Origin of the sequence: Roseateles sp. NT4 (genome assembly GCF_051857475.1) — a bacterium.
Classification (GTDB): domain Bacteria; phylum Pseudomonadota; class Gammaproteobacteria; order Burkholderiales; family Burkholderiaceae_C; genus Pelomonas.
In genome coordinates this window covers 338,963-357,769 of sequence record NZ_JBPZGZ010000004.1, presented here as the reverse complement: position 1 = coordinate 357,769, position 18,807 = coordinate 338,963, and the positions used below count along the sequence as shown (strand labels likewise).

General features: G+C 67.2%; 15 protein-coding genes. 11 read left to right on the top strand and 4 right to left on the bottom strand.

Features of this window, described 5'->3' with window-relative positions:
- Positions 1 to 121 precede the first annotated feature (121 nt).
- Complete coding sequence (locus tag ACS5PN_RS24745) at positions 122 to 1,003, top strand: AraC family transcriptional regulator (protein WP_439466688.1); 882 nt, start codon at positions 122 to 124, stop codon at positions 1,001 to 1,003.
- A gap of 24 nt (positions 1,004 to 1,027) precedes the next feature.
- Here the strand turns inward: ACS5PN_RS24745 and ACS5PN_RS24740 are convergent, their stop codons facing one another.
- From ACS5PN_RS24740 to ACS5PN_RS24730, 3 genes are all read right to left on the bottom strand, one after another.
- Entirely contained in the window at positions 1,028 to 1,657 is a 630-nt protein-coding gene (locus ACS5PN_RS24740; RefSeq protein WP_439466687.1) for a hypothetical protein, read from the bottom strand.
- A gap of 138 nt (positions 1,658 to 1,795) precedes the next feature.
- Entirely contained in the window at positions 1,796 to 2,968 is a 1,173-nt protein-coding gene (locus tag ACS5PN_RS24735; RefSeq protein WP_439466686.1) for a hypothetical protein, read from the bottom strand.
- The gene (locus tag ACS5PN_RS24730) at positions 2,965 to 3,819 is read right to left on the bottom strand and encodes a hypothetical protein (protein ID WP_439466685.1); all 855 of its coding nucleotides are present in this window, start codon (positions 3,817 to 3,819) and stop codon (positions 2,965 to 2,967) included. The genes ACS5PN_RS24735 and ACS5PN_RS24730 overlap by 4 nt, the downstream gene beginning before the upstream one ends.
- A gap of 203 nt (positions 3,820 to 4,022) precedes the next feature.
- On the opposite strand from ACS5PN_RS24730, the gene ACS5PN_RS24725 reads away from it, so the two are divergent.
- The 4 genes from ACS5PN_RS24725 (at position 4,023) to ACS5PN_RS24710 (ending at position 10,829) form a co-directional block, all read left to right on the top strand.
- Positions 4,023 to 4,790, top strand: coding sequence for a substrate-binding periplasmic protein (locus tag ACS5PN_RS24725; RefSeq protein WP_439466684.1), 768 nt, complete (start codon positions 4,023 to 4,025; stop codon positions 4,788 to 4,790).
- Positions 4,791 to 4,835: 45 nt separating this feature from the next.
- Positions 4,836 to 7,166, top strand: a complete 2,331-nt coding sequence (locus ACS5PN_RS24720) for a Tex family protein (RefSeq protein WP_439466683.1) — start codon at positions 4,836 to 4,838, stop codon at positions 7,164 to 7,166.
- A 183-nt stretch (positions 7,167 to 7,349) separates the two neighbouring features.
- Complete coding sequence (locus ACS5PN_RS24715) at positions 7,350 to 9,602, top strand: TonB-dependent receptor plug domain-containing protein (RefSeq protein WP_439466682.1); 2,253 nt, start codon at positions 7,350 to 7,352, stop codon at positions 9,600 to 9,602.
- 138 nt (positions 9,603 to 9,740) lie between these two features.
- Positions 9,741 to 10,829 (top strand): patatin-like phospholipase family protein, encoded by a 1,089-nt coding sequence (locus tag ACS5PN_RS24710; RefSeq protein ID WP_439466681.1) that lies wholly within the window; start codon positions 9,741 to 9,743, stop codon positions 10,827 to 10,829.
- Here the strand turns inward: ACS5PN_RS24710 and ACS5PN_RS24705 are convergent.
- Positions 10,826 to 11,746, bottom strand: coding sequence for a PEP-CTERM sorting domain-containing protein (locus ACS5PN_RS24705; protein WP_439466680.1), 921 nt, complete (start codon positions 11,744 to 11,746; stop codon positions 10,826 to 10,828). The two genes, ACS5PN_RS24710 and ACS5PN_RS24705, sit on opposite strands and share 4 nt — an antisense overlap.
- Positions 11,747 to 12,007: 261 nt before the next feature.
- Between ACS5PN_RS24705 and thrS the strand changes: the two genes are divergently transcribed.
- From thrS to pheT, 6 genes are all read left to right on the top strand, one after another.
- A complete protein-coding gene (thrS, locus tag ACS5PN_RS24700) occupies positions 12,008 to 13,915 on the top strand; it encodes a threonine--tRNA ligase (protein WP_439466679.1) in 1,908 nt (635 codons plus the stop codon).
- Between the two features lie 68 nt (positions 13,916 to 13,983).
- A complete protein-coding gene (infC, locus tag ACS5PN_RS24695) occupies positions 13,984 to 14,529 on the top strand; it encodes a translation initiation factor IF-3 (protein WP_082532663.1) in 546 nt (181 codons plus the stop codon).
- Positions 14,530 to 14,652: 123 nt separating this feature from the next.
- Positions 14,653 to 14,856 (top strand): 50S ribosomal protein L35, encoded by a 204-nt coding sequence (rpmI, locus tag ACS5PN_RS24690; protein WP_119042821.1) that lies wholly within the window; start codon positions 14,653 to 14,655, stop codon positions 14,854 to 14,856.
- 26 nt (positions 14,857 to 14,882) lie between these two features.
- Positions 14,883 to 15,239 (top strand): 50S ribosomal protein L20, encoded by a 357-nt coding sequence (gene rplT, locus ACS5PN_RS24685; RefSeq protein ID WP_025564000.1) that lies wholly within the window; start codon positions 14,883 to 14,885, stop codon positions 15,237 to 15,239.
- Positions 15,240 to 15,323: 84 nt separating this feature from the next.
- Positions 15,324 to 16,367 carry a phenylalanine--tRNA ligase subunit alpha gene (pheS, locus tag ACS5PN_RS24680; protein WP_439466678.1) on the top strand — a complete coding sequence of 348 codons (1,044 nt, stop codon included), beginning with the start codon at positions 15,324 to 15,326 and terminating at the stop codon, positions 16,365 to 16,367.
- A gap of 13 nt (positions 16,368 to 16,380) precedes the next feature.
- Positions 16,381 to 18,807 carry a phenylalanine--tRNA ligase subunit beta gene (pheT, locus tag ACS5PN_RS24675; protein WP_439466677.1) on the top strand — a complete coding sequence of 809 codons (2,427 nt, stop codon included), beginning with the start codon at positions 16,381 to 16,383 and terminating at the stop codon, positions 18,805 to 18,807.

Here is an 18,807-nt window from a genome sequence, read left to right as displayed (position 1 = left end):
GTTGAAACAGGCCTCCATGCTCGATTTCGATGCACGAGCCGGGTTGCCGGAAGCTCGTCATTGCTTGCCTGATCCTGCCGCCGGCCACCCGAAGCGAGCCAGGGCGCTGTAGGCTGACCCCATGAATGACTTGCTCGATGCTGTTCGCCGCCACAGCGACGCCCATGCCGACGCCCACGGCATCGCCCGCACGCCGGTGACCGGGATGACCACCGTTCGCGCTACGGCGCCCAGCGACATCGTCCACGCCATCTCGCGGCCCTTGGTGGCCATCACGCTGCAGGGTCGCAAGCAGGTCACGATGGGGTCGCAAGTGCTGGACCTGTCGGCCGGCCAGTCGCTGCTGATTACCGCCGACGTGCCCACCATCAGCCAGGTCGTGCGGGCCACGCTGGCAGCGCCCTACTACTCCCTGGCGCTGGAACTGGACGCGGCCGTCATCGCCGAGCTGGCCCCGCAGATGCAGGCCGCTCGAGCCGAGCATGTCCTGCCGCTGCGCATGCTGCCCACCGATGCCGAGGTGGCCGACGCCGCGCTGCGGCTGATGCGCCTGCTGGAACGGCCTGAGGCGCTGCCGGTGCTGCAGGCGTCGCTGCTGCGCGAGCTGCATTACTGGCTGCTGGCCGGCCGCCACGGCGCGGGCATACGCCAGCTGGGCTGGCCGGGCGGCCATGCCGAGCGCATTGCCCGCGCCGTAGCCCGGCTGCGCAGCGAGTTCGCGCGCGCCTGGGCGGTGGAAGAGCTGGCCGAGGTGGCCGGCATGAGCGCCTCGGCCTTCCATCGCCATTTCCGCGCGACGACCTCGCTGTCGCCGCTGCAGTTCTTGAAGAACCTGCGCCTCATCGAGGCCCGCCGGCTGATGCTGGCCGAAGGCGCCAACGCCAGCAGCGCGGCCTATGCCGTGGGCTATGAGAGCGTGCCGCAATTCACCCGCGAATACGGCCGGCTGTTCGGCCAGCCGCCGGTTCGCGACGTGGCGGCCGCGCGGCTCAGGGCTGCCTAGGGCGTCCCCGAGCCGAAGGCGGGGTCAGGCGCGGCGCTGCCGGGCCCGGCGCACACCCGTCAACATCGCGAGCGCGGCGGCCACGAGGCCGATGCTGCCGCCTTCCGGCACGGTGTTGACGCTGAAGCTGACGTGGTCTCCAGAAGCGTAGTCCAGGGAACGGGCATAGCCGTGCGGGCTGACGGCGATGCTCAACACGTCGAAGCTGAGCTGGAACGATGAAAAGCTGATGCTCTGGCCCGGGTTCAGGAATTGCTGCCAGGCCGTGCCCAGGTGGGCCATGCCGCCGCTTTCAATGGACTTGAAAAGGCTGGTCGCCGCGCCGCCCACGGCAGTCGCGCCCAGAAAGTCGAGGTGAACGTTCTGGATGGTGTAGGAGCTGTTGTTGTCGCCGGCCTCCAGGGCTGTCCAGAGCAGTTCGTGGCCGTCGGCGATGGTCAGCACCTGATTGCCCGTGAAATCCACCGTGTAGACCACGTGGTCCCCACTGGCGACGCTCACCGGCCCACCGTTCAGCGGCCCGTTGTTGCCCGCCTGGCCATTGCTGAGGTCCCAGGTGCGGCTCGTCGTGACGAGCGCAGCCTGCGCTGCGCCCGCCAAGCTGCCCAGCGCCAAGGCCACAGCCAGCGCCAAGTTCTTTGTCTGGATCTTCATGTTCTTCCCTGTGTTGAATATGGAATGCCCGCAGGCGGCGCGATGTTAAGCAGGGGCACGCACATCGCGGCGGGGGTTACCCCCCTGGATCGATGTCGCCACGAGCCTCGCCCCGGCCCGGCCGGCCACCGCGTGGGCTCAACGCCCGGGTGGCTGGAGCTGGGCTTCGAGCTGGCTGACGTCCTTGCCCAGCTCGGCCAGATAGCGGTCGCGCTCCTCGCTCGTCCACTCGGCATCCGAGAAGGACTTGGCCGCATAGCTGGCGCTCCTGTAGACCACGCCCTCGCGCCGAGCCAGCATGGCGCGGTCCGGGAAGCGGTCCTCCATCAGCAGAAAGCCCTGCAGATCGCGCAGCCTCAGCGGCATGGCCGGCGCGCCGTCGCGCAGCAGCTTGCCGAAGACACGCAGCCGCGCCGTCTGCGCGCCGCTGTCCAGTTCCTCGTTGAAGCTGACCAGGGCAAAGGGCTGGCCCTTGGCATCGTCGACACGCGCATTGACGACATAGCGGCCCGGCTGCTTCACGTGGATGCCGACGAGGAAGTCCAGCGAGCCGTCGGCGACGCGCTCGGTGATGGCCCCCCATTCGGCCGGCACCTGGGGTTGGTAGACGATGTCGAAGTTGACGACGCCCTGGCGGCCGTCCTGGCTCAGCGTGGCCTGCAGGCGCAGCGTGCCGGCAAAGTCGGCGAAGGCGGTGTGCGAGGGCTGGAACGTGGCGCTGTAGACGCCGTCCCCGCCCGTGAAGTCCAACGCCATCTGGGGCCGGCCGACGGCCTGGCGCGGGTCGGGCAGATCGAAGGCGACGGCCCGCGTGATCAGCAGGGGCAGGGTCTTGCCGCTGTCGTCCTGGGCGCTGACGCTGACCTTGACGACCTCGTCGCCGCTCATGAAGACGCGGTCCTGCGTCGTCAGGATGCGCACGCCGGGAATGGCGCCCTTGCTGCCGGGGAAGCGCAGCGGCAGGCTCTCGCGGATGGGCGCAAAGGGATGGACCTGGTCGGGATGCTCGGCGATGGGCCGCGACTCGTGCGGGTAGCGGGTCTGGTCGCGGTAGGTGGCCAGCGCCAGCTTGGCGCGCTCCAGGCGCTGCAGCAGCTGGTCACGCTGGGACAGGCGCTCGCGCAGCGCGGCGTCCGTGAAGGGCGAGCCCGATGGGCGCGAAGCGCCGGCCGACGCCACCGCAGGCAAGGCGAGATGGCTGCCCGCCGGCACCGAGGCCCGGGCCTCAGGCACGGCGGCCGCGCGTGGCCAGGCCCACCAAGCGATCAGGCCGGCCAGCGCGGCGCCGGCCAGCCAGAACCCGCGCTTCACTTGGCGTAATTGACCATGTCGGCGCGCACCAGGCCGACGGTGCCCTGCCAGTTGCCGTTGGTGTAGTGGTTGTAGGCCTCGGCATCGTCACGGAAGACGACGCTGTGGTTGCTCCACTTGGCCGTGCCGCCTTCGGCTGGCGCCGTGCCCAGGGTCAGGTCGTTGCAGAACCAGTCGCTGGGGTTGCAGTAGCTGCCGCCGCCGCTGCCCGAGACGCCGCCGGCCGAGTGGTAGGCCACGGCCTCGTCATCCTGGCCCGGCAGGATGCCGGAATACAGCGTGCCCTTGGCGCCGGCCCACAGGTAGAAGATCTTGCTGCGGGTGTTGTTGTGGTCGTACATGGCGCGCGCCGTGCCGGTCTTGAGGTCGCTGACCAGCGGCTCGCTCAAGGCCCAGTCGCCGGCGTTGGCCAGCTCGCTGCCGCCTGCGGCCCCCGCGGCCACGTCCACCCATTTGATGTTCCAGCCGGTCTGGGTCGTGCCGTCGCTGTTGGCGCAGCTGCCGTCACTGGCCGGCGACGCGTTCTTCTTGTAGCGCGCCGTGCCACCGTACAGCGACAGCGTGTAGCCGATCTGCAGGTTGCCGGCGCTGTGCACGGCGATGTAGCACCAGTTGCTGCCGGTGCAGTAGCAGTCCAGCGCGTTGCGAACAAGATAGTTCTTGTCCGACACATGGCTGTAGCCGTCCCAGTTGACGGCCTTCTTGTTGACGCCGGCCGCCGTACCGGCCGGCCCCCAGTAGGTGAAGTCGGCATAGTTGCCGGCCACGCCGCCGCCGGTACGGCCATTGATCCACAACGAGTAGTTGGTCGCAAACGCGGCTCCCGCCACGAGTGCGGCACCGAGAACCATCAGAAACCGGCGAGAAAAAAACTTCCGCATCCTTGTCTCCTGTTTTATTGATCTGTCGGTACTGCGCGGCGGACTGTATTGAGACCATCGCCCTGGCAAACCCTCGGTAACCCGCAGAAATCACGAATCCCGGCAACCTTGCCAGGGTGGAAACAGGCGCCACGCCTAGACTGAAATCCTCCCTACCCTTGCCCATCTCCGCCATGCGCCGGCGCGATCTCCTGCTGTCCTCGACCCTTGCGCTGGTGGCCGCGGGCTCCACGGCACAGCCCTGGAGCGGGCTCAAGCGCGTCGTCATCGGCGCCGAGAACGACTGGTACCCCTACTCCGGCGAGCGCGAGGGCCGCGCCCAGGGCATGACGGTGGACATCGTCACCGCGGCCTATGCGGCGGTGGGCATCGAGGTGCAGCTCGACCTGCTGCCCTATGCGCGCTGCATGGCACAGACGCGCACGGGAGCCCTGGTGGCCTGCTTCAACACGACGCGCACCGCCTTGATCGATGGCGACTACCTCTGGCCCGCCAAACCCATGTTCAACGAGCGCTTCCTGATCTATGCGCGTACGGACGAGGCCCAGCCGGCCGCGCCGCTGCGCGTGAAGGACCTGGAAGGCCAGAAAGTCGCGGTCACGCGCGGCTATGAATACGGCAGCGAGTTCGACGCCAACCCGCGCGTGCTGCGCGTCGTCACCAGCCACGACGAGAACAACTTCGAGCTGCTGCTGCGCGGCCGCGCCCGCTACACGCTGGCACCCGACGCCAACACCCGGCTGCTGCTGCAACGCCGCCCGGAAATGGCTGGCCGTTTCAAGGTGGTCGGAGCGCTCAGCTATTTCGGCATCTACACGACCTTCTCGCGCACGCATCCAGACTCACGCCAGGCGCTGGCGGCCTTTGACGAAGGCATGAAGCTCATCCAGGCCAATGGCACCTTCCGGGCCATCCAGGAGCGTTGGAAGCAGCCGCGCTAGCCCTGGCAAAATCGAGGGCTTTTCGCCGTATCCCCAGAGCCCGTTTTGGACACCAAGCTGATCGTTTCCCAGATTGCCGCCGAACTGAAGGTCAGGCCCGCCCAGGTGCAGGCCGCCGTCGAGCTGCTGGATGGCGGGGCCACCGTGCCCTTCATCGCCCGCTACCGCAAGGAGGCCACCGACGGCCTCGACGACATCCAGCTGCGCGAGCTGGACGCCCGCCTGGCCTATCTGCGCGAGCTGGCCGAGCGCCGCGAAGCCGTGCTGAAGAGCATCGCCGAGCAAGGCAAGCTGACGCCCGAACTGGCTGCCGCCATCCACGCCGCGCCGACCAAGCAGGAGCTGGAAGACCTCTACCTGCCCTACAAGGTCAAGCGACGCACCAAGGGGCTGATCGCCCGCGAGGCCGGCCTGGAGCCGCTGGCCGACCTGCTGTTCGCCGACCCGACGCTCGTGCCCATGGACGAAGCGGCGAAGTTCATCAACGCCGAGGGCGGCTTTGCCGATGCCTTTGCCGTGCTGGATGGCGTGCGCGACCTGCTGTCCGAACGCTGGGCCGAGGACGCCGTGCTGGTGGGCAAGCTGCGCGAATGGCTGTGGGAAGAAGGCCTGTTCCAGTCCAGGATCATGGACGGCAAGAGCCCCGACACGCCCGACAACGCCAAGTTCCGCGACTACTTCGACTACGCCGAACCGATCCGCACCGTGCCTTCACACCGAGCGCTGGCCGTGTTCCGCGGCCGCACGCTGGAACTGCTGGATGCCAAGCTGGTGCTGGACGAGGAAGTCGTCGCCGGCCAACCCACCCTTGCCGAAGGCCGCATCGCTTCTCACCTGGGCTGGCGCCATGCCAACCGCGCCAGCGACGCGTTGATCCGCAAGACCGTGGCCTGGACGTGGAAGGTCAAGCTGTCGCTGAGCCTGGAGCGCGACCTGTTCGCCCGCCTGCGCGAGGCTGCCGAGGCCACCGCCATCAAGGTCTTTGCCGAGAACCTGCGCGACCTGCTGTTGGCTGCCCCCGCCGGCAAGCGCGTCGTCATGGGCCTGGACCCGGGGATCCGCACCGGGGTCAAGGTCGCGGTGGTGAGCGATACGGGCCGCGTTTTGGACACCTCCACCGTCTATCCCCACGAGCCGCGCCGCGACTGGGACGGCGCGCTGCACACCCTGGCCAAGCTGTGCGCCACGCATGGCGTCAACCTGATCGCCATCGGCAACGGCACGGCCAGCCGCGAGACCGACAAGCTGGCTGGCGAGCTGATCAAAAAGCTGCAGACCCTGGATGCGAACGTTCAGATCGAGCGGGTCGTCGTCAGCGAGGCCGGTGCCTCGGTCTACTCGGCTTCCGAGTTCGCCTCCAAGGAACTGCCCGACCTCGACGTGAGCCTGCGCGGCGCGGTGTCCATCGCCCGCCGCCTGCAGGACCCGCTGGCCGAGCTGGTCAAGATCGACCCCAAGAGCATCGGGGTCGGCCAATACCAGCACGACGTCAACCAGAGCGAGATGGCCCGCGCCCTGGACGCCGTCGTCGAGGACTGCGTGAACAAGGTGGGCGTGGACCTGAACACCGCTTCGCAGGCCCTGCTGGCCCGCGTGTCCGGCCTGTCGGCTTCGGTCGCCAGCAGCATCGTGCGCTGGCGCGACGCCAATGGCGCCTTCAAGAACCGCCAGCAGCTGCTGGACGTGACGGGCCTCGGCCCCAAGACCTTCGAGCAGTCGGCCGGCTTCCTGCGCATCCGCGGCGGCGACAACCCGCTGGACTTCTCGGGCGTCCACCCCGAGACCTACCCACTGGTCGAGAAGGCTCTTGGCCTGCTCAAGCGCACGGCCGATGAGATCGTCGGCCGCAGCGAGGTGCTGCGCACGCTCAAGCCCGAACTGCTGGCCGACGACAAGTTCGGCCTCATCACCGTCAAGGACGTGCTGGCCGAACTGGAAAAGCCCGGCCGCGACCCGCGCCCCGACTTCAAGGTGGCCCGCTTCAACGATGGCGTCGAGGACGTCAAGGACCTGCAACCCGGCATGCTGCTGGAGGGCACGGTCAGCAACGTCGCGCAGTTCGGCGCCTTCGTCGACCTCGGCGTGCACCAGGACGGGCTGATCCACGTCAGCCAGCTGAGCAACAAGTTCGTCAACGACGCCCGCGAGGTGGTCAAGACGGGCGACATCGTCAAGGTCAAGGTGCTGGAGGTCGACCTGGCCCGCCAGCGCATCTCGCTGACGATGAAGCTGGATGCGCAGGCGCCGCGCGGTCCGAAAACCGACAACGGCTTCCGCCCTGCAGCGCGCAACGAGCGCCAGGGCGGCGGTTCGCGTGATGCCCAGCCGACCGGCGGCAACGCCATGGCCGCGGCATTTGCCAAGCTCAAGCGCTGACGGCGGACACAGGCCCCACGGGGCCTGACCTTCGTCATTGCAACAATTCTTTGCCATGATCGCGGCCCGCACCACGGGCCGTCGCTTGGCGCCCTGAAACCCGCAACTGGTCGCAGCGCCGCTGCGCCACGACAGCGCTGCCGTTATGGTGCGCGCCGCCTCGAAGCATCCCCGGAGTTCGTCTTGAAAACCCCCGCCCTCGCCTCCCTGCTCTTGCTCTGCCCGGCCCTCGTCCTGGCCCAGCAGGAGGTCGACCGCGCTGCCACCTCGCCTTCGCAGGGCAACCAGCTCGAGCGTGTCTCCGTCACGCGCCAGCAGACCGACACCGACCTGCGCCGGCGCGAGCCCGTCGCCAAGCAGCTCTACGGCCGCGACGAGCTGGACAAATACGGTGACACCCAGCTGAGCGACGTGCTCAAGCGCCTGCCGGGCATCAATGTCTCGGGCGGCCAGCTGCGCATGCGCGGCCTTGGCGGCGCGTACACCCAGATCCTGGTGAACGGCGAGCCAGCGCCCCCGGGGTTCAGCCTGGACAACCTCAACCCCGCCCAGGTCGAGCGCCTGGAAGTGACCAAGGCCCCGACGGCCGATCAGAGCGCTCAGGCCATCGCCGGCACGCTGAACATCATCCTGAAGGACGCGCCGCGCGTCGTGCAGAAGGACCTGCGGCTTGGCGTGGCCTATGCCAGCGAGAAGCCGGTCATCAACGCCGGGTTCACCTATGGCGACCGGGCGCTGGGCGGCATGGGCTTCGTCATCCCGATCTCGGTCTACCAGTGGAACTTCAAGAACGACGTGGACGGCGAGCGCCTGACCAATGCCACGCCGACGCCGCCGCTGGCACTGCGCCAGCACGTCAGCAACGAAGGCTATGACCACAACCATGGCCGCGGCTTCAATGTGTCGCCGCGCCTGAACTGGAAGCTGGGCGACGACGAGACGCTGACCCTGCAGGGCTTCTTCGTCAACAACCAGTTCCGCACCGACGGCGCCAACACCGTCACCAAGCGGCCGGACAACGACCCGCTGTACACGCCGCGCACCATCGACGAGACGACGTACAACAAGGGCACTTTCGCGGCCAACCGCCTCAATCTGCAATACAACAACCGCTTCAACGAGGACCGCCGCATCGAGCTGCGCGCCGGTGCGGGCTCGGGCGGCGCCGATTTCGACTTTGATTTCGAAGGCCGCAACGGCCCCACGCCCATTTCGCGCCGCACCACCGGCAAGAACCGCAACCACCAAGCGACGCTGGGCGGCAAGTACAGCCAGTACGCCGGCGAGGCCCACACCGTCACGGTCGGCAGCGAGCTGGAGCGCCGCGTGCGCGACGAGAACCGCACCACCCTAGAAAACGGCGTCGAGCTGCTGCCCGGCATCGAAGGCCAGCCCTTCAACGCCACCATCACGCGCACGGCGGTCTATGCCCAAGACGAGTGGGAGATCAACAAGCAGTGGTCGGCCTATTTCGGCGTGCGCCATGAGCAGATCAAGACCGAGAGTGAAGGCAGTGGCACGGTCGGCAACAGCGACTTCCAGAGCACCAGCAAGGTCACCACGCCGCTGCTGCACCTGAACTTCAAGCCCGATCCCAAGGGTCGCGACCTGGTGCGCGCCAGCCTGACGCGCAGCTACAAGGCGCCCGATGTGCAGCAACTCATCAACCGCCCGTCCATCAACACGACCGAACCGCTGACCTCGGGCAACACGCGCACCACGCCCGACCGTATCGGCAACCCCGGCCTCAAGCCCGAACTGGCCACCGGCCTGGACATTGCTTACGAGAGCTATCTGCCGGCCGGCGGCCTGGTGTCGGTGGGTGTCTTCCACCGCAGCATCACCAACCTGATCCGCACCGACCAGCCGCGCCTGCTGGCCGTGGACTGGGTCCCGCACAACCCCGACGGCACGCTGGCGCAGCGCTGGGTCATCACCCAGATCAACCTCGCCAAGGCCACGACCGACGGCCTGGAGCTGGAGATCAAGGGCCGCGCCGGCGAACTCTTCCCCAGCCTGTTCGAGCCGACGACGGCGCTGAGCCTGCGCGCCTCGCTGAACCTCTACCGCTCCAAGGTCCAGGACATCCAGGGCCCGGACAACCGCCTCGAAGGCCAGCAGCCCTGGCAGTTCAACTTCGGCGCCGACTACCGCATGAAGAGCATGCCGATCAACATGGGCTTCAGCGCCCAGATCGCGCCCCGCTTCAATGTGCAGCAGAGCGCGCTGCAGGCTCAGCAGACGCTGCCTTCACGCTCGCTGGACGCCTTCGCGGCCATGCAGGTCAGCAAGCAGGACGGCGTGCGCCTCAGCGTCAACGGCCTGTTCCAGCCCAAGCAGGGCACGCTGGTGACCTACACCAACCTGCAGGACTTCGTGCTGAACGAGCGCAAGCCGGTGGCCTGGTGGGCCGTGAACTGGGAACACAAGTTCTGAGGCCGCACCGAGCACAGGCCCTGCGGCCTGTGCGACGGCTGCCGAAGGACCCGGCGCCTGCCAGCGACGGGGCATGATCCGGCGCGCCGTCCCGACCGCGTCATGAGATGCTGGCGGTCTCGGCTACGCTGCCGGGAAATGACTTCCGCAGCACTTCAAATCTTTGCCGGCCCGGCCGCCCGCGCACGCCTGGCCGAGCGCGGCCTGCGCGCCGAGGACGTCGGCCTGATGCCGGCCGCCGCCGGTGGCCCCAAGGGGCTGATCCTCAACGGCCTGGACCGTTTCGTCTTCGGCGACTGGCTGCCGCAGAGCCGCCAGACCGTGCACCTCGTCGGTGCCAGCATCGGCGCCTGGCGCATGGCCACGGCCGCCCTCGCCCATCGCGACGTGGCCGGCGCCTTCAACACCATGGCCGAGGCCTACGTCACCCAGGAGTACGACGTGCTGCCGGGCGAGAAGCGGCCACGCCCCGAAGGCGTCAGCAAGCGCTTCGGCGAGATCCTGGGCGAGATCTTCCAGGGCCGCGAATCCGAGGTGCTGGCTCACCCGCGTCTGCGCCTGCATGTCGTCACCTCGCGTGGACGCGCCGGCCTGCTGGCCCGGGAGGGCAAGCTGCGCACGCCGCTGGGCTATCTCGGTGCCTTCGCAGCCAATGCCGTGTCGCGGCCGCTGCTGGGGCGCTTCCTGGAGCGCGTCGTCTTCTCCGACCCCCGCGACCGTCTGCCGCTGAAGCTGTCCGACTTCACCAGCCGCGAGGTGCATCTGTCGCGCGCCAATTTGCGCGGTGCGCTGCTGGCGAGCTGCTCCATCCCCTTCTGGTTGCAGGCCCAGCATGACCTGCCCGGCGCGCCGCGCGGCGCCTACTGGGACGGCGGCATTACCGACTACCACCTGCACCTGGACTACCGGGCCCTGCAGCAGGCACAGGCGCCGCTGGTGTTGTATCCCCACTTCCAGCGCCAGGTCGTACCCGGCTGGCTGGACAAGGCCTTCAAGCACCGCCATCGCTCGACCGAGTTCCTCGACAACGTCGTGCTGCTCTGCCCTTCACCGGAGTTCATCGCCCAGCTGCCCGGCGCCAAGCTGCCCGACCGCAATGACTTCATGGCCCTGGAGGCCGACGAGCGCCGCAAGCGCTGGCGCGTCGCCGTGAGTGAAAGCCAGCGCCTGGCCGACGAATTCGCTGCCTTGGCGCAGCGTGACAGCCTCCAGGCCTTGCCTCTTTAACCGCGGCGGCGGCGCAGCACCACCATACCCAGACCCGCCAGCATCAGCAGCCAGACGCCAGGCTCGGGCACGGCCGCCACCGCCCAGTTAGCGCCCGAGGCCGACGCGATGCTGAAGCTCGCCACGTTCTGCCCGCTCAGCACCAGGCTGGCACCGGCGAGATAGCTGGTGAAGGACAGGCCACTGTTGGCCATCCAGCCCGGAAAGCCGCCCGACGCGCGCTGACCGGCGTCGGCCTGGGTGTAGATGCCCACGTCCATGCTCTGCCCGATGACGACCGGCAGGCTGAAGGTGATGACCTCGTTGATGGCCAGGCTGGAATCGGGTGCGGAGCCCACGCCCCAGGCGCCCACCTGGCGGTCCGTGGCCCAGAGGTGGTTGGACGTGCCGTCGTCATAACCCGGGTTGGCCGCGCTGAGCTGGGCCTGGTTGACATAGGGCACGACCTCGAAGCCGGTACCGCCGGCCTCCGCCGTGGCCCACATCGTGCCCACGACGGCAACGCGCAGCAGCAGATAGCCCGACTCGCCCGCATGCCCGGCCGCGTTGACCGACAGGCTGTCGGTGTAGCCGCCATTGACGCCGCCGTGGGCAAACCAGGTCGCTGCCGGCGAATGGTTCTCGGCGCTCATCTGCACCCAGCCCATGCGGGCGGCGCCCGCGGCGCTGTTGCTGATCTGCACGCCGCTGGAGCTGGCCGTGTCCGACACCGTGCCGCTGCTGAAGTAGTGGGTGTTGCAGACACCGCCGCTGAACTGGCTGCTGATGTCATCCCCAGCCCAGAAGCCGCTACCCCCGCCAATGGGGGAGGCGCAGACGTTCAGGAAACCGCCCGGCGGCACGACGTCCAGCTGGCGCGGCGCGGCTTGAACACCGACCGACAGCAGGGCACAGAGAGCGATGGCGGCGAGGCGCATGGCGGAACTCCAGCTGGCAACAATGCGCCGCAGGCTACGCTTCGCGGCCCCAGCGCAATAGTCTGCAAGCTAGGGGACGTTAGAATTACCCCTCCTCCCCTCACAAGAGCGAGAAAGGCACCCTGGTTATGACACCGCGAACTACGACCACCTTCACAGGTACCTAGTCGGCCGCGGCTCGTCACGCCAGTCCTTTTCGGACTTCACCAATCAAGCGCGGCAAGTGGCCGCGCTTTTTTGTTTCTCGCTCCCGGAGCACCCATGATCTCGATTCAACTCCCCGACGGCTCGCGCCGTGAATTCCCGGCCCCGCTGTCGGTCGGCGATGTCGCCGCCAGCATCGGCGCCGGCCTGGCCAAGGCCGCCCTGGGCGGCAAGGTCGACGGCAAGGTCGTCGACCTGTCCCACGTCATCGACCACGACGTCCAGCTGTCCATCGTGACGGACAAGGACGAAGACGGCCTGGACATGATCCGACACTCGACGGCCCACCTGCTGGCCTATGCCGTCAAGGAACTCTTCCCCGACGCCCAGGTCACCATCGGCCCGGTCATCGAGAACGGCTTCTATTACGACTTTGCCTACAAGCGCCCCTTCACGCCCGAGGACCTGGCCGCCATCGAAGCCAAGATGACGGAGCTGGCCAGGAAGGACGAGAAGGTCGTGCGCCGCGTGCTGCCGCGCGACGAGGCCGTCGAACACTTCAAGGCCATGGGCGAGGCCTACAAGGCCGAGATCATCGGCAGCATCCCGGCCGACCAGGACGTGTCTCTGTACGCGGAGGGCAAGTTCGAGGACCTGTGCCGTGGGCCCCACGTGCCGTCCACGGGCAAGCTCAAGCACTTCAAGCTGATGAAGGTGGCCGGCGCCTACTGGCGCGGCGACCACCGCAACGAGATGCTGCAACGCGTCTACGGCACGGCCTGGGCGACGAAGGACGACCTGCAGAAGTACCTGACGATGCTGGAGGAGGCCGAGAAGCGCGACCACCGCAAGCTCGGCAAGGAACTGGATCTCTTCCACATCGACGAGCACGCCCCCGGCGTCGTCTTCTGGCACCCCAAGGGCTGGACGGTGTGGCAGGAGGTGGAGCAGTACATGCGCCGCGTCTACCGCGACAATGGCTACCAGGAGGTCAAGGGCCCGCAGCTGCTGGACAAGTCGCTGTGGGAGGCCACGGGCCACTGGGACAAGTACCGCGACGGCATGTTCACGACGGAATCGGAAAAGCGCGACTACGCGCTCAAGCCGATGAACTGCCCAGGCCACATCCTGATCTTCAAGCACGGCGTGAAGAGCTACCGCGACCTGCCGCTGCGCTTCGGCGAGTTCGGCCAGTGCCACCGCAACGAGCCCACGGGCGGCCTGCACGGCATCATGCGCGTGCGCGGCTTCACGCAGGACGACGGCCACATCTTCTGCACAGAAGACCAGATCCTGGCCGAATGCGTCGCCTACACGGCCCTGCTGCAGAAGGTCTACAAGGACTTCGGCTTCACGGACATCATCTACAAGGTCGCGACGCGCCCCGAGGCGCGCATCGGCTCCGACGAGGTCTGGGACAAGGCGGAGCACGCGCTGATGGAGTCGCTGCGCGCCTCCGGCGTGGACTTCGTCATGGCCCCGGGCGACGGTGCCTTCTACGGCCCCAAGATCGAATACACGCTGAAGGACGCCCTGGGCCGCCAGTGGCAGTGCGGCACGATGCAGGTCGATTTCTCGATGCCCGGCCGCCTGGGCGCCGAGTTTGTCGACGAGGACGGCCAGCACAAGACGCCCGTCATGCTGCACCGCGCCATCGTCGGCAGCTTGGAGCGTTTCATCGGCATCCTGATCGAACAGCACTCGGGCGCCCTGCCCGTCTGGCTGGCGCCGACGCAGGTTGTGGTGGCCAACATCACGGATTCCCAGGCCGATTACGTGTCTGAAATTGTGAAATCGCTGCAAAAACAAGGGCTTAGGGCCTCAGCGGATTTGCGCAATGAGAAGATCACCTATAAAATCCGCCAGCATTCCATGCAAAAGCTGCCGTACATCCTCGTCGTGGGTGACAAGGAAAAGGCGAATGGCAGCGTTGCGGTCCGCGCCCGTGGCAACCAAGACCTCGGCGTGATGCCCCTGCAGGACTTCCTCAATCGGATCTCCGCAGACATCACCAACAAGGTCTGAAAGCCACCCGGGCGCGATTTGTTTTTGTTGGGGCCCCATCGCCTGGGGCCCGCTGAAAGGTCTACACCATCGCTACGTTTGCCGACCGTCGTGCGATTCCGGAGCGCAAGCACCGGTTGAACCGCGAAATCATGGCTCCCGAAGTCCGTCTGAACGGTCCCGAGAATGAACCCATCGGGGTCGTCAGCATCCAGGAAGCCCTGCGTATGGCGGGCGACATGGATGTGGACCTGGTCGAGATCTCTGCCACCGCCAATCCGCCGGTCTGCCGGCTGATGGACTACGGCAAGTTCAAGTACCAGGAACAAAAGCGCGCCGCCGAAGCCAAGTCCAAGCAGAAGATCATCGAAATCAAGGAAGTCAAATTCCGTCCGGGCACGGACGAAGGCGACTACCAGATCAAGATGCGCAATCTGCGCCGCTTCATTGCCGAAGACGGTGACAAGGGCAAGGTCACGCTGCGCTACCGGGGCCGTGAGATCACCCACCAGGACATCGGTATGCGCCTGCTGGAACGGATCCGCGACGAACTGGCCGACGTGGCGATCGTCGAGAACATGCCGAAGCTTGAGGGCCGCCAGATGATCATGGTGCTGGCCCCCAAGAAGCGGTAAGCAGGTTTTTGAAGTTCAACCGGCAGGTTTGGTCGCCTGCCGGTTCACAAGTCTCCTGAGGCCAACAAGCGTGACGGGCTCTTTCGTCACCGCCCCAGGGACACACTTAAAAGGAGCATTCACATGCCCAAGATGAAGACCAAGAGCAGCGCGAAAAAGCGTTTTCGCGTTCGTCCGGGTGGCACCGTCAAGCGCGGTCAGGCGTTCAAGCGCCACATCCTGACCAAGAAGACCACGAAGAACAAGCGTCAGCTGCGCGGCGCTGTGAACGTGCACGAAACCAACATGGGTCACATCGCTCAGATGCTGCCCTTTGCTGGTCTGTAATCCACTAACGACTCAAGGAGAAACACATGCCTCGCGTCAAACGTGGTGTAACCGCTCGTGCCCGTCACAAGAAGGTCCTGGCTCTGGCCAAGGGCTTCCGCGGTCGTCGTAAGAACGTCTTCCGCATCGCCAAGCAGGCGGTGATGAAGGCGGGCCAATACGCCTACCGTGACCGCCGCACCAAGAAGCGCGTCTTCCGTCAGCTCTGGATTGCCCGTATCAACGCTGCATCGCGTGGTCTGGGTCTGTCCTACAGCAAGTTCGTGGCGGGTCTGAAGAAGGCCCAGATCGAGATCGACCGCAAGGTCCTCGCCGATCTGGCCGTGAACGACCCGGCTGGTTTCGCCAGCATCTTCGCCAAGGTGAAGGCCGCGCTCGCCTGATTGCGAATCATCCCGATCCGTCGGGATACGCAAACTTTCAGGGCCGGCCCCACTGGGTCGGCCCTTTTTCATTCCAAATTCCTGATGTCTGATCTCGACGCCCTGTTGCAAGCGGCCAAGGCTGATTTCGCCTCCGCGCCGACGCCCGCCGAACTGGAAAACGCCAAGGCCCGCTTCCTCGGCAAGTCCGGCCGCGTGACCGAACTGATGAAGGGCCTGGGCGCCCTCAGCATCGAGGAAAAGAAGACCCGCGGCGCCGAGATCAACCAGACCAAGGTGGCCATCGAGGCCGCCCTGACCGCCCGCCGCGACGCCCTGGCCGCCGCCGAACTCGAGAAGCAGCTCAAGGCCGAGGCCCTGGACGTGACCCTGCCCGGCCGCAGCCGCGGCACCGGCGGCCTGCACCCCATCACGCGCGCCATGGAGCGCATCGAGGCCATCTTCGCCTCCATGGGCTTCGACGTCGCCGACGGTCCCGAGATCGAGACGGACTGGTACAGCTTCTCGGCGCTGAACAACCCCGAGAACCACCCTGCCCGCTCCATGCAGGACACGTTCTACGTCGACATGAAGGACGAGAACGGTTCGTGGCTTAACCTGCGCCCGCACACCAGCCCGATGCAGATCCGCTACGCCCAGGCCCACGCCAAGCGCTATGCCGGCCAGGAGACCATGCCCGAGATCCGCGTCATCGCGCCGGGCCGCACCTACCGCGTCGACAGCGACGCCACCCACTCGCCCATGTTCCACCAGGTCGAAGGCCTGTGGGTGGGCGAGAACATCTCGTTCAAGGACCTGAAGGCGGTCTACCTGAACTTCATCACCGCCTTCTTCGAGACCGACCAGCTGCAGCTGCGCTTCCGCCCCAGCTACTTCCCTTTCACCGAGCCCAGCGCCGAGATCGACATCATGTTCGAGAGCGGCCCGCTGAAGGGCCGCTGGCTGGAAGTCTCCGGCTCCGGCCAGGTGCACCCGCAAGTCATCCGCAACATGGGCCTGGACCCCGAGCGCTACATCGGCTTCGCCTTCGGCTCCGGCATCGACCGCCTGGCCATGCTGCGCTATGGCGTCAACGACCTGCGCGCCTTCTTTGACGGCGATCTCCGTTTCCTCGCCCAGTTCAAGTAATTCGACAAGAGCTATGCAATTCCCCGAGTCCTGGCTGCGCGAGTTCTGCAATCCGCCGCTGTCCACTGAAAAACTGGCCGAACTGCTGACCATGTCCGGCATGGAGGTGGAAGAGCTGCGCCCGGTCGCGCCGCCCTTCCACGGCATCGTCGTCGCCGAAATCCTCGAAGCCGAGCAGCATCCCAACGCCGACAAGCTGCGCGTCTGCAAGGTCAATGCCGGCGGTGAACCGCTGCAGATCGTCTGCGGCGCTCCCAACGCCCGCGTCGGCATCAAGGTGCCGCTGGCCACCGTCGGCGCCGAGCTGCCGCCCGGTGAAGACGGCAAGGCCTTCAAGATCGGCGTCGGCAAGCTGCGCGGCGTCGAGAGTTTCGGCATGCTGTGCTCGGCCCGTGAGCTCAAGCTCAGCGAAGACCATGGCGGCTTGCTGGAACTGCCCGCCGACGCCGTCATCGGCGAGGACATCCGCAAGCACCTCAACCTCGACGACACGCTGTTCACGCTGAAGCTCACACCCAACCTGGGTCACGGCCTGAGCGTCTTCGGCGTCGCCCGTGAAGTGGCCGCGCTGACCGGCTCGCCGCTGCTGAAGGCCGAGTTCCCGGCCGTCAAGCCGACGCTGGACGACAAGCTGCCCGTGCGCGTCGAAGCCACCGACCTGTGCGGCCGCTTCTCGGGCCGCATCGTCAAGGGCATCGACACCCAGGCCAAGACGCCGGCCTGGATGGTCCAGCGCCTGGAGCGCTGCGGCCAGCGTTCGGTGACGGCACTCGTGGACATCTCGAACTACGTGATGTTCGAGTACGGCCGCCCGTCGCACATCTTCGACCTGGACAAGATCAGCGGCGAGCTGGTCGTGCGCTGGGGCAAGGCGGGCGAACAGCTCAAGCTGCTGAACGGCAACACCATCACAGTCGACGAGAAGGTCGGCGTCATCGCCGATGCGCGCGAGGTCGAGTCCCTCGCCGGCATCATGGGCGGCGACCACACGGCCGTGTCCGATGACACGCGCAACGTCTACGTCGAAGCCGCCTTCTGGTGGCCCGAGGCCGTCATGGGCCGCGGCCGCCGCTACAACTTCTCGACCGACGCCGGCCACCGCTTCGAGCGCGGCGTCGATGCCTCGCAGACCGTCGAGCACATCGAGCGCATCACCCAGCTCATCATCGACATCTGCGGCACGCCGGACACCCGCGTCGGCCCCATGGACGACCAGTCGCCCAATGTGCCGGTGGCCAAGGCCGTGACGCTGCGCGTCGCCCGCGCCGCCAAGGTCATCGGCATGCCGGTCACGCAAGCGCAGTGCGAAGGCGTGTTCACGCGCCTGGGCCTGCCCTTCACGAGCGCTGACGGCGTCATCACGGTGACCCCGCCGAGCTGGCGCTTCGACATCCTGATCGAGGAAGACCTCATCGAGGAAGTCATCCGCGTGCTGGGCTACCCGACGCTGCCGTCGACGGCGCCGCTGGCGCCCATCGTCGGCCGCACCGGTTCGGAGTCGCGCCAGGCCAAGCATGCGCTGCGCCGCGCGGTTGCTGCACGCGACTATTTCGAGACCATCAACTTCAGCTTCGTCGAGGAACGCTGGGAGCGCGAGCTGGCCGGCGTCACCGACCCAATCAAGCTGCTCAACCCCATCGCCGCGCCGCTGTCGGTGATGCGCACCAGCCTGATCGGCAGCCTCGTGCAGGTGCTGCGCCACAACCAGGCCCGCCGCGCGACACGCGTGCGCGTGTTCGAGCTGGGCCGCGTGTTCAAGCGCGACGCCGCGGTGGCCAACGGCCCGCTGAGCGTGGCCGGCATCGAGCAGCCACTGCGCCTGGGCGGCCTCGCCTGGGGCCCGGCCGACCAGCAGCAATGGAGCCAGCGCGACCGCGCCGTCGACTTCTTCGACGTCAAGGGCGACCTGGAGGCCCTGTTCGCGCCGCAGACGCTGACGTTTGAAGCGGCCGAGCACCCCGCCCTGCACCCGGGCCGCAGCGCCCGCGTGAAGCTGAACGGTGCCGTCATCGGTGTCATTGGTGAACTGCACCCGCGCTGGCGCCAGGGCTACGAGATCACGGGCACCGCGCCCGTCGTCTTCGAGCTGGACCTCGACGCCGCCCTGACCCGCACCCTGCCGCAAGGCCAGCCGCTGCCGCGTCAACAGGCCGTGCAGCGCGACCTGGCCCTGGTCGTCAAGGACAGCACACCACACGACGCGCTGATGGCCGCCATCACGACGGCCGGCGGCGCGCTGCTGCGCTCGGCCAAGCTCTTCGACGTCTTCAAGCCTGCGGCCGGTTCGACGACCGATCTGCAGGCCGACGAACGCAGCCTGGCCGTGCGCCTGGAACTGCTCGATGACGAAGCCACGCTGACCGACGAACGCATCGAGGCAGCCGTGGCGAGCATCGTCGCGGCGACGACCCAGCAACTTGGCGCCCGCCTGCGCGGCTGA

Bases quoted from the DNA above. Each gene is read 5' to 3' on its own strand.
- ACS5PN_RS24730 (WP_439466685.1), bottom strand. From the start codon at position 3,819: ATGGTTCTCGGTGCCGCACTCGTGGCGGGAGCCGCGTTTGCGACCAAC.
- thrS (WP_439466679.1), top strand. From the start codon at position 12,008: ATGATCTCGATTCAACTCCCCGACGGCTCGCGCCGTGAATTCCCGGCC.
- ACS5PN_RS24710 (WP_439466681.1), top strand. From the start codon at position 9,741: ATGACTTCCGCAGCACTTCAAATCTTTGCCGGCCCGGCCGCCCGCGCA.
- ACS5PN_RS24740 (WP_439466687.1), bottom strand. From the start codon at position 1,657: ATGAAGATCCAGACAAAGAACTTGGCGCTGGCTGTGGCCTTGGCGCTG.
- rpmI (WP_119042821.1), top strand. From the start codon at position 14,653: ATGCCCAAGATGAAGACCAAGAGCAGCGCGAAAAAGCGTTTTCGCGTT.
- pheT (WP_439466677.1), top strand. From the start codon at position 16,381: ATGCAATTCCCCGAGTCCTGGCTGCGCGAGTTCTGCAATCCGCCGCTG.
- ACS5PN_RS24745 (WP_439466688.1), top strand. From the start codon at position 122: ATGAATGACTTGCTCGATGCTGTTCGCCGCCACAGCGACGCCCATGCC.
- ACS5PN_RS24705 (WP_439466680.1), bottom strand. From the start codon at position 11,746: ATGCGCCTCGCCGCCATCGCTCTCTGTGCCCTGCTGTCGGTCGGTGTT.
- pheS (WP_439466678.1), top strand. From the start codon at position 15,324: ATGTCTGATCTCGACGCCCTGTTGCAAGCGGCCAAGGCTGATTTCGCC.
- rplT (WP_025564000.1), top strand. From the start codon at position 14,883: ATGCCTCGCGTCAAACGTGGTGTAACCGCTCGTGCCCGTCACAAGAAG.
- ACS5PN_RS24725 (WP_439466684.1), top strand. From the start codon at position 4,023: ATGCGCCGGCGCGATCTCCTGCTGTCCTCGACCCTTGCGCTGGTGGCC.